Origin of the sequence: Thermobacillus xylanilyticus, from assembly GCF_907165215.1 — a bacterium.
GTDB lineage: Bacteria > Bacillota > Bacilli > Paenibacillales > Paenibacillaceae > Thermobacillus > Thermobacillus xylanilyticus.
In genome coordinates, this window is record NZ_CAJRAY010000103.1 from 19,886 (window position 1) to 29,410 (window position 9,525).

The 9,525-nt window shown below is 62.1% G+C and carries 11 protein-coding genes; 1 reads left to right on the top strand and 10 read right to left on the bottom strand.

The window, feature by feature from the left end; all coding sequences use genetic code 11:
- Nucleotide 1 precedes the first annotated feature (1 nt).
- From KJQ12_RS18820 to KJQ12_RS18835, 4 genes are all read right to left on the bottom strand, one after another.
- Entirely contained in the window at nt 2–904 is a 903-nt protein-coding gene (locus tag KJQ12_RS18820; RefSeq protein ID WP_157373638.1) for a DUF2232 domain-containing protein, read from the bottom strand.
- Nucleotides 905–1,036: 132 nt separating this feature from the next.
- Nucleotides 1,037–3,085 carry an amidohydrolase family protein gene (locus KJQ12_RS18825; protein WP_213486929.1) on the bottom strand — a complete coding sequence of 683 codons (2,049 nt, stop codon included), beginning with the start codon at nt 3,083–3,085 and terminating at the stop codon, nt 1,037–1,039.
- Nucleotides 3,082–3,555, bottom strand: a complete 474-nt coding sequence (locus KJQ12_RS18830) for a CBS domain-containing protein (RefSeq protein ID WP_213486931.1) — start codon at nt 3,553–3,555, stop codon at nt 3,082–3,084. Before KJQ12_RS18830 ends, KJQ12_RS18825 begins: the two co-directional genes overlap by 4 nt.
- 39 nt (nt 3,556–3,594) lie before the next feature.
- Entirely contained in the window at nt 3,595–4,632 is a 1,038-nt protein-coding gene (locus tag KJQ12_RS18835; protein WP_213486933.1) for an LCP family protein, read from the bottom strand.
- A gap of 129 nt (nt 4,633–4,761) precedes the next feature.
- On the opposite strand from KJQ12_RS18835, the gene KJQ12_RS18840 reads away from it, so the two are divergent.
- Nucleotides 4,762–5,097, top strand: a complete 336-nt coding sequence (locus KJQ12_RS18840; protein WP_015256521.1) for a DUF4870 domain-containing protein — start codon at nt 4,762–4,764, stop codon at nt 5,095–5,097.
- A 92-nt stretch (nt 5,098–5,189) separates the two neighbouring features.
- Here the strand turns inward: KJQ12_RS18840 and KJQ12_RS18845 are convergent, their stop codons facing one another.
- The 6 genes from KJQ12_RS18845 to rpsF form a co-directional block, all read right to left on the bottom strand.
- The gene (locus tag KJQ12_RS18845; protein WP_213486935.1) at nt 5,190–6,023 is read right to left on the bottom strand and encodes a sugar phosphate isomerase/epimerase family protein; all 834 of its coding nucleotides are present in this window, start codon (nt 6,021–6,023) and stop codon (nt 5,190–5,192) included.
- Nucleotides 6,024–6,049: 26 nt separating this feature from the next.
- Complete coding sequence (locus tag KJQ12_RS18850; protein ID WP_244860694.1) at nt 6,050–7,048, bottom strand: zinc-dependent alcohol dehydrogenase; 999 nt, start codon at nt 7,046–7,048, stop codon at nt 6,050–6,052.
- Nucleotides 7,045–7,950, bottom strand: a complete 906-nt coding sequence (locus KJQ12_RS18855) for an AraC family transcriptional regulator (RefSeq protein WP_213486937.1) — start codon at nt 7,948–7,950, stop codon at nt 7,045–7,047. Before KJQ12_RS18855 ends, KJQ12_RS18850 begins: the two co-directional genes overlap by 4 nt.
- A 233-nt stretch (nt 7,951–8,183) precedes the next feature.
- Nucleotides 8,184–8,495 (bottom strand): 30S ribosomal protein S18, encoded by a 312-nt coding sequence (gene rpsR / locus KJQ12_RS18860; RefSeq protein ID WP_015256517.1) that lies wholly within the window; start codon nt 8,493–8,495, stop codon nt 8,184–8,186.
- A 25-nt stretch (nt 8,496–8,520) separates the two neighbouring features.
- Nucleotides 8,521–9,012: a single-stranded DNA-binding protein gene (ssb, locus tag KJQ12_RS18865; RefSeq protein ID WP_015256516.1), complete on the bottom strand. Its 492-nt coding sequence runs from the start codon at nt 9,010–9,012 to the stop codon at nt 8,521–8,523.
- Between the two features lie 46 nt (nt 9,013–9,058).
- On the bottom strand, nt 9,059–9,346 hold the full coding sequence (gene rpsF / locus KJQ12_RS18870; RefSeq protein ID WP_213486939.1) for a 30S ribosomal protein S6: 288 nt from the start codon (nt 9,344–9,346) through the stop codon (nt 9,059–9,061).
- Nucleotides 9,347–9,525: the final 179 nt, after the last annotated feature.

Consider the following 9,525-nt stretch of genomic DNA (forward strand, 5'->3'; position numbering starts at 1 on the left):
CTTATGACTTGCCGATCGACTTGCGGAGCGGGAACACCGTGTCGAACACGCCGATCAGGCTGAGCGGCGGGAACAGCAGCACCGGCACCGAGATCATGAGCGGCACGATGCGATGCCACCCTCTCTGATAGGCCAGGTAGAAGAAAAAGCCGATGGTCTGGATCGTAAACGCGAACCGCAGCAGCGGATACAGGTTGACGATAACCGTGCCAAAATAAGAATCATCGCCTTCCGGCACGATCCATTGCAGCACGATGACGGCCAGATAGGCGTAAACAAGCCCGCGCGGCAGCATCCATTCCCGCGCCTTGCGGAAAGCCGGCACCTCGATGCCCATGCGTGCAAGCGCCCTGCGCGCCAGCCAGTGGGTGACGACGGCGAGCATGAAGGACGCCAGAATGAGCGTCAGCGGCAGCGACCGGATCGCCGCGGCGACGAACGCCTCGGTCATCTCGGCATTCCAGCCGGCGGGCAATGCGCCCTGGGCGGCCAGCGCTTCCGCGTTGCTGCGGATCAGGGCCGCCAGTTCCGCCGTCATCTGGATGTCCAGCAGAACCGAGAGCAGCAGCATTTCCAGCAGGAACAGCCCCAGAATCGACACGCAGCCGGCGGTCAGGACGGTGCGAGCCGGAGCGCGGCGCTTGTAGAAGTGCCCCATGACAATGGCCGGCAACAGGAAGAAAAGGCCGACGAACAGAATGACCGGCCCGAACAGAAAAAGCGCCAAGGACAAAATGACGATCGCATGAACGGCGAACGAGATCGGCGTCAGCAAAACATAGAGTACCGTGAACGGGACCGCAAGCAGAAATACGGCCGGCAAATTCAGAACAGGCACAGCCGTCATGATGAGCAGGATCAGCGCGGCGGCGCTCCATGCGAGCGGCCGGATACCCGTGTTCACGTCGTTCACTCCCCGGTTCATTTGAGCTTTACGCTCCATTATAGCATAAACTGCCGGGTGAACGAATGGAATAGAAGATGTGAAAAGGGACCTCCGCCGCGGGAGGTCCCTGGTATCGTCTCCATCGTCCGTTCAGCGCTCGACCGTGATGACATCGCCTTCGTCGGACACGTGATATCCCAGTTGCGTCAGGAACGACAGCGGGGCGAACACGCGGCTGCCGATCGAGACGAGCTCCGTCTCCGCGCCGCCCGGTCCCGCCGCGCGGTAGCCGCGCTCGAGCATCAGCACGCCCTTCTCCGGCATGACGCCCGGCTTGGAACCGGCAGCCGGTCCGTCCGCGGCGGACGAGCCTTCGGACACCGTGTAGGTATGCGTGACGCCGTCCCAGACAAGGCCGAAGCCGCGCTCGGTCAATGCGGTCAGATCGAAATACCGGGCGTCGCGGAATGCGACGAGCGGATATTCGGCGCCGTCCCAGTGCATCGTTCCCGCCGACTCCGACACCCGCACGAATTCGCTGCGAATGCCCCGGCCCGGGCGGACCTTTTTGTTCACGACGCCGTTCTCGAGCACGACCTGGCCTTCGACCAGCACGTATTCGATGCCTTTCGACGGCAGGTCCGGCCGCTCGACCGTCGCCTGATCGGCAATCGTCGCGAAGTCGAAGATGACGATGTCCGCGTCCATGCCCTTCGCGATCCGGCCTTTCTTCCGCAGCGCGGGCACCTGTTTCTCCAGCCGCTTCGCCGGCATCGTGCTCAGCTTGTCGATCATGTCGATCAGCGGCACGACTTCCAGCTCGCGCACGTACATGCCGATCGCCCGTGCGAAGTTGCCCGAAGCCCGCGGGTGGTTGTTGTTCCCCGGCTCGAGGATCGCGTCCGAACCGATCATGACATACGGCGATTTGAACGCTTCGATGACCGACTCCGGCGGGATGGCGTAGGCCACCGCGAGCTTGCCTTCCTTCCGGTATTTGGCGAATGTCTCCGCCGTCAGCCGTTCCGACGTGCCCGCGATCTGCAGATCGTCGTAACCGATTCGGAACCGCTCCTGCCAGCCCTTGTCGAACCGGGCGGAGTTCAGGTAGGTGCCCCAGAAATCGTAGGCATACGTGCAGGCGGTGACGTCCAGCCCCTCGGCCCGCGCTTCCTCGATCATCTGCAGCGCCCGCTTCATGTCGAACGTTCCGCCGGTGCTGTTGATATGGTCAATGTGGACGGCCGCGCCCGTCTCCCGCGCGTAGCCGATAATCTCCTCCATCGTGTCCGTCTCCGTACCCGGCTCCTCGACGTCGGAATACCGGCCGTGGAAATAGACGGGCACGTTGTACTCGGCGGCCAGCTTCGCCAGCGCCAGCACCTCGTTCGAGTCGGTGCCCGGCGCGTATTCGAGGCTGAACGAAATGCCGAGCGCGCCGTCGTTCAGCGCTCGCTCCGCCATCTCTTTGAGCTTCTCGATCTGGGCGGGCGTCGCCGCGTCATAGCGGCCTATCCCTAACGAGTTCCGCGCCTGCATCACGAAGAACGACGCGCCGAAGTGAACCGGCGGATGCTCCCGCTCGTAGTGGTCGAGCCACACTTTCGGATTTGTCGTGCCGCCGTGCATCGCGATGTTCGTCGTGACACCGTCGGCGATCTTCGTCCAGACGCCGAGCGCATTCGGATCATACGACAAATTGTCGATGAAGCCCGGCGCGACGACAAGGCCCGCCGCGTCAATGACCTGGCTGCCTTTGAGCGGATGCGAGGTGATGACGCCGATCGTCTTGCCGGTGATGCCGATGTTGAGACCTTCGCGATCGAGTCCGGTCTCCGGATTGATGACGCGGCCGTTCGTGATGACGATGTCGTAGGTCGCATCCAGTTCTTCCTGCGTCACGTCTTTATCCGGATCGTACGGCTGGTCTTCTCCGGGCTCCGCGGCGGAATCCTCTTCCCCGCCGGCGCCTTCATCCGGCTCCTGCGGCGTGTCGCCCGCATTGCCGTCCGTTCCTTCATCCGTCTGATCGTTCGGCTGCTCCGCGATCCTTCCCGGTTCCTGCCCGGCATTGCCGCCGTCCTGCGTGAACCACCAGACCGCCGCTGCCGCCAGGATCACAATGGCCGCCGCGATGAACGGCAGCAGGACGCGGGTCTTGAAGCCGCGTCCGCCTGCGCCGTTTCGTTGTTCCGTCATGTCTGCCTCCCGTATCCGTCTTCCGCCGCCGGCGTCAGCTTGTTGTCCGTCCCCGGCAGCAGTCCCTGTTCCATCATGACACCCGTGCAATAATCAATGATTTCACTGCGCCGCACAATGCCGATGAACCGGTTCATGTCGTCGGTCACCGGCACGAAATTCTGCACTTTGACGAGTGCGATCAGATCCGCCATCTGGGCGTCGATGCTGACCGCCTTGTGATCGAGCCGCAGCGGCACTTCCTTGAGCGGCACGCGATGCGTCTCCGTGAACTTGAGGTCCGGCCGGCTCTTCATGTACCAGAGCAGATCGCCCTCCGTCACCGTTCCCGCGTAGCGGCCTTCCGCATCCAGAATCGGAACGGCCGAATAGCGGTGATACTCCATCCGCTCAAGCGCCTGCCGCAGCGTCGATTCAATCGTCACACAGACCACTTCCTGCTTCGGCAGCAGAAAAAAAGCGATGTTCATGCCGTTCCCCCGTTCCCGCGGACGATACCTCCGGCCGATTCAGCGCCCGTCCGTCCCGGCCTGCTCAGGTTTCGGCAGCGACTGAAAGTCCGCATCGGCATCCAGCCAGGCGCGGATCCATGATGTCACCTGCTCCGCATCGCGCTCGTCCGCGATGAAGTACCAGACGCCGCCCTCCATCCGGCCTTTTCCCTCAAGCGTATGACTGTAAATCGGGCGCGTCTTGCTTCTCAGCATCTGCTCCGCAAGCCGGAGCAGATCGTCCGGCGGAATGTCCGTCGCGAAATTGCTTCCCATAATCTCGATCAGTTCCGGAATTTTGCGCCACTCGCCGACTTCCGACGCCTTGTCGATGATCGCCTGCAGGAAAATCTGCTGGCGCTTCGTGCGGCTTGCGTCTCCGCCGGCGTCTTCGCGGAACCGGACATAGTTCAGCGCATCCTCTCCATTGTAAAACGGCTGTCCGGCTTTTACAACGAAGTGCTCGTGATTCGGGTCTTTGTTCACAAGGTCCTTCTCGATCGGCAGCTTGATGCCGCCGATCGTGTCGATCACCTCGCGGAAACCCTTGAAATTGATCGATGCGTAATGATCGATCTCGATATCCAGAAACCGTTCAACCGTCTCGACCGCCAGCCCCGCGCCGCCGTAGGCATAGGCGTGGGCAATCTTCTCGGGCTTCTCCCGTCCGGGAATGGATACCCGCGCATCGCGCGGAATCGAGACAAGCAGCATGGCGCTGTCGCGCGGCCGGACGGCCGTTACGATCATCGTGTCGGACCGGCCGCGTCCCCGTCCCCGGCTGTCGGAGCCGAGCAGCAGCAGGGTGAACGGCCGATCGGCCTTCTCCGCCGCTTCCTCCCGGCCGTCCGGAAGCCGGTCGTCCTGCCGACCTTCCGGCGCGCTGCGGTCGATCGGCTGGTAGGACCGCTCAAGCTGCGCTTTTACCCGTTTGGCGAAAAAAAGATCAAAAGCCGCCAGTGCGATCTGCGTCCGGAACCAATATCCGGTCAGGCCCAGCAGGACGAACCCCGCGAGCAAGCCGGCCGCCCATGCCTTTCTGCGCGACAGTCTCATCCTTCCTGTCCTCCCAACGTTTTTCGCACCCGCCGGCCGTTCTATACCTTGCGGCGTGCGAATACGTATGCAGTAGAACACGGGGCAAGCTGACCTTGCGTCAAGCTTCCCCGCCGCGAGGTGATCGCCGTGAACGGCCGCTCTTCCACCGGTCTGGAGATCCGCATCGCCGCGATGCTCTGCTATGCGCTCGGCTTCATCACCGGACTGATCTTTCTCGCCATAGAGAAGGACAGCCGATTCGTCAAGTTTCACGCGCTCCAATCCACGCTGCTGTTCGCGTCGCTGTTTATTATGAACGTCGTGCTTTCCTTCATCCCGCTCATCGGCTGGTTCTTCAACATGCTGCTCGTTCCGGCCATGCTGGTCTGCTGGATCGGCTGCATGCTGCTGGCGCTTCAGGAAAGGAAGTTTCTGGTGCCGATCGTCGGGCCGATTGCCGACAGGGAGAGCCGTCGTTTCTGAACCCTTGCGGACCATCCGCAAATAACGAACAGGCTGTTCCGCCCGTCTGCGAATATGACGAGGGAACAGCCTGAAAAGTTTCGTATGGAAAATCATTCCTCTAATCCGAACAGCCGGTCAAAGCCGGCTTTCGTGCGTTTGATGAGCTCCTCCGGATCTTCTTCCGGCGGCGCCGGCGTCAGCACTTCCTGCGCCACCGGACCGTCGTAGCCGATGTCGCGGAGCGCGTCGACGAATCCCTTCAGGTCAAGCACGCCTTCGCCGGTAATCAGCCGGTCGTTGTCCCGCAGCTCGTGCACCGGCAAGTTCTTGGCGTCGTTGATGTGCACATGAACCACCTGCCGCTTGTCGAGCCGCCGGATATCGTCCGGACCGGCTCCCGTCGTGACGACATGGTAGACGTCGACGAGCAGCCCGACGTTCGGCGTGCCGATGGCCGCCGCGAATTCGAGCGTCTCTTCGATCGTCCAGATGAACGGATGGCGCCATGCCGTCCGCAGATGATGCGGTCCGACGAACTCAAGGCCGAGCCGGATGCCGTAGGCGCCGAGCAGCTCGGCGCAGGCGCGCAGCCGGACGACCGCTTTCGCCATGAACCGCGCGGCCGGCTCGTCCGTCGACGGCAGGATGTAGGTGCAGCAGCGCGTTCCGCCCAATGCGGCCGCTGCTTCGGCGATCTCCGCCAATTGCGGCAGCCCGGCGCGGAACTCGGCATCCGACTTGCGCCATTCGACCGGCAGGCCGATCGCGCCGAGCCGGACGCCCGTCTCATCCAGGAGCCGCCTTGCGCCGTCCAATCCCTTCTCGCCGATCAAGCCGCGCGGGTCGAAATCGACCGCGCCGAATCCGTATTCGCCCGCCTTGCGGATCAGCTCTTCATCCGTCCATTTCGTGCCGAGGCCTGCCCTTGTCAATCCTCTGATCATCGCTGCCATCTCTCCTTCCCTGCGCGCTACACCCATTTGAACAGGACGCCCTGGTACTCATCTTTGCGGTTCTTCAACCCGTCATACGCCGCGGCCGCTTCTTCCGGCGCGAGGATGTGGCTGATCAGCGGCTCCACCCGGAGACGGCCGCTTTTCAGGAGGCCGAACACCACCTTGGAGTTGCGGACGAGCGAATGTTTCACGAACGGGTCTTCCTCGACCGGGAACCGCCATTCATGGGCGCCCTTGAACGTAATGCAGCCGCGCCCGTTCAGATGCACGCTGTTGAGCAGATCCGTCACGTCCGTCTCGTAACGGCCGCGCGGACTGCCGAGCAGAATCAATTCGCCGTATTGGCGGATCCATGAGACGCTTTCAACCGCGACCTGCGGCACGCCCGTCGCTTCGATCAATGTACCGACGCCGCCTTCGGCGATCGCCTTGACCCGCTCCGCCGCGCCCTCGCCGCCGGCGACCGTATGCGAGATGCCGCAGGCTTCCGCCAGCCTGCGCCGGTTCTCCGACAGGTCGACGCCGATGACCGTCGCCCCTTGCAATCCCGCAAGCTGCGCCGCCATGTTGCCGATCAGGCCGAGTCCGGTAACGGCAACATGGTCGCCCAATTCAATCGTCGACACGCGCAGGCTCGTCATCGCCACCGTCGCCATCCGCGTGAACGGCACCAGGGGCAGCTCGAGGCCGTCCGGCACTTTCAGGAAGACGCCTTCCGCCTTCACGATCTCATACTCGCTGTGATTGCCATAGTGGAACACGATATCGCCGGCCGCAAACCCCCGGGCTTCCGGCCCGACCGCCTCGATCCGGCTGACCGCGGCGTAGCCGGGAATGCCCGGCATGCGGAACCAACTTTCCCCGCCGGACAGACAGGCAAGCTCCGTTCCCGGGCTGATCAGGGTATACAGCTTGCGGACGAGCGCTTCGCGTCCGACAAGCGGACGGTCGGGCACCGCTTCTTTCCGGACTTCCACTTGCCAGGGGGCCGTGAATACGATTTGCCTGTTCATGAAACGGACTCTCCTTTTGCATGGTCATGGTGACACTTGCTTTCCGCCGCGTACCGGCTGGGCGGAACGCCCGTCTCTTTCCGGAAAATGCGGCTGAAATGGTGAATGCTCGCAAACCCGACCCGCTCGGCGATCTCCGTGAGCGTCGCGCCGCCCTCCAGGATGAGCCGCTTCGCCTGCTCGATGCGGACCGATGTGATATATTTGTGGATCGTCGTGCCGAGCTGCTCCTTGAACAGCATGGACAGGTAGCCGGGCGAGAAACCGATGGCGCCGGCGATCCGCGCATTCGTCAAGTCCGGATCCGTATAGTGCCCGTGAATGTACGCGATGCAGCGCTCGATCGGAACCCAGCCCTTCGTCTCGACGCCGTCCGTCGCGGCCGCATCGAGGCTGCGAAGATACAGGGCGATCAGCTCGATGGCGACCGCCTTCATCCGTAGCCGCCGGACCGGGCTGTCTTCCTCCCGGTAGAGCTCCAGCAGCCGATGGAACTGCCGCCGCAGTTCGACGCGGTCGGCAGCGCGGACCCGGACCAGCGGCGGCATCCGCTCCAGCGCCCGCTCCCTCGGCGGCACGTCGAGCTGCCGCTTGTCCGTAATGCCGATCGTCCGCCACTTTTCCCGCTCCTCCGCTTCGTACAGATCGAAATGGACGATATACTGCACGAGCGTCGAGCCGGGAGCAGCGTAGATCAGATGTTTGAGCAGCGGAGGCATGAGAATGACGTCGCCTTCCGCCGCTTCGTATTTTACCCCGTTCAGAATGAAGTCGGCTTTGCCCTGTTCGATGTAGGTAAACACGTGATCGTAATCCAGCCATTCGCCGGCCAGTCCTTCCGACCGGGTGATCTTCACGCATCGCACGAACGGCGAAATGTCCCGCAGTATCGGAGGTTGCATCCCGTCTTCCGTTCCTCCCGCCCGCATCTTTGTTGTTTTGTCGGCAGCCATCAACCGATTTCCCGTTGCTGCCCAGGCCTTCTTCCTGTAATTATAGCGGACGGACGCCCGCCGAGTCTTTGAACAGAAGGCCTGAGATTTAACCAAAAGTACGTAAAAATTTTCACATGAGTAGCAGTATAACATAAAAAATCCCGGTCCCTCTTGTGAGGTCCGGGATTTCTGCCTGCCGATTACTCCGTCGTGTACGGCAGCAGCGCCAGCTGGCGGGCCCGCTTGATGGCCGTCGTCAGCATCCGCTGATATTTCGCGCTCGTGCCCGTCACGCGGCGGGGCAGAATCTTGCCGCGCTCGCTGATGAACTTGCGGAGCAGTTCGGTGTCTTTATAGTCGATGTGCGTGATCTTGTTCACCGTGAAATAGCAGACTTTCCGGCGCTTGTTCCGCCCTTTGCGGCCGCCGTAACGGCGTTCGCGCTCCGGCCGCTGCTGCGGCTGCTGCTGTTGCTGCGATTGCTGCGGCTGCGCTTGTTGTTGCTCGCTCATGGTCCGTCCTCCTTTGCTTCAGAAATCAGAATGGCAGATCGTCTTCCGAAATATCGATTGGGCGTCCGTCATCCTTGAACGGGTCGTCGTTGCGGGCGCCGCCGCGGCCGCCGCCGTAACCGCCGGACGATCCGCCGTAGCCGCCCGAATAGCCGGCCCCCGCGCCGTAACCTCCGGCATCGTCGCGGTTTTCCCGGTTCGGCGGTTCAAGGAACCGCACGTTGTCGGCCACCACTTCGGTCACATACACTCTGCGCCCTTCGTTATTGTCATAATGGCGCACCTGAATCCGGCCTTCGACCGCTGCGAGACGGCCTTTGCGCAGATAGTTCGCGCATGTCTCGGCCAATTGGCGCCAGACGACGATCGGGATGAAATCCGCTTCGCGCTCCCCGGTGCTGTTCGTAAACGGCCGGTCAACCGCCAGCGTAAACTGCGTGACGGCCACGCCGGAAGGCGTATAGCGCATCTCGGGATCCCGCGTCAATCTCCCGATCAATATGACCCGGTTCAACATGGCCTGGACCTCCCAATCGGAATGTGCTTCCGCGGATTTCGCGCGTTTACGCGACGTCGTCGCGCACGATCAGATGGCGGATGACTTCGTCCGTGATCCTGAGTACGCGTTCGAGCTCCGCCACGACTTCGGGCGTGGCGTTGAAGTTCACCAGCACATAGATGCCGTCGCGGAACTTCTGGATCTCGTAAGCCAGACGGCGCTTGCCCAGAACTTCGGACTTGATGACTTCGCCGCCATTCGCGATGATCGCGTTGAACTTCTCGACGACCGCTTGGAGCGTCTCCTGTTCAACGTCCGGACGGATGATGTACATCACTTCGTACTTGCGCATCTCCGTTCACCTCCTTATGGACTGAAGGCCCCCGTGCGGGAGCAAGGAGCGAGCGTCCCGTGTCGGGACAATGACTCGCATACCTAAATACTATACCAATAATCGCACTTCTCGGCAAGTATCCGCAATCACTCAGGTAAAATGTTACCGAAGGGGGATCGGATCACTCACGTCGAAAT

What these genes read in the sequence shown, in the direction of transcription:
- KJQ12_RS18835 (WP_213486933.1), bottom strand. Translation starts at nt 4,632, where the DNA reads ATGAGACTGTCGCGCAGAAAGGCATGGGCGGCCGGCTTGCTCGCGGGG.
- KJQ12_RS18825 (WP_213486929.1), bottom strand. Translation starts at nt 3,085, where the DNA reads ATGACGGAACAACGAAACGGCGCAGGCGGACGCGGCTTCAAGACCCGC.
- KJQ12_RS18855 (WP_213486937.1), bottom strand. Translation starts at nt 7,950, where the DNA reads ATGCAACCTCCGATACTGCGGGACATTTCGCCGTTCGTGCGATGCGTG.
- KJQ12_RS18830 (WP_213486931.1), bottom strand. Translation starts at nt 3,555, where the DNA reads ATGAACATCGCTTTTTTTCTGCTGCCGAAGCAGGAAGTGGTCTGTGTG.
- rpsR (WP_015256517.1), bottom strand. Translation starts at nt 8,495, where the DNA reads ATGAGCGAGCAACAACAAGCGCAGCCGCAGCAATCGCAGCAACAGCAG.
- KJQ12_RS18845 (WP_213486935.1), bottom strand. Translation starts at nt 6,023, where the DNA reads ATGATCAGAGGATTGACAAGGGCAGGCCTCGGCACGAAATGGACGGAT.
- KJQ12_RS18850 (WP_244860694.1), bottom strand. Translation starts at nt 7,048, where the DNA reads ATGAACAGGCAAATCGTATTCACGGCCCCCTGGCAAGTGGAAGTCCGG.
- ssb (WP_015256516.1), bottom strand. Translation starts at nt 9,012, where the DNA reads ATGTTGAACCGGGTCATATTGATCGGGAGATTGACGCGGGATCCCGAG.
- rpsF (WP_213486939.1), bottom strand. Translation starts at nt 9,346, where the DNA reads ATGCGCAAGTACGAAGTGATGTACATCATCCGTCCGGACGTTGAACAG.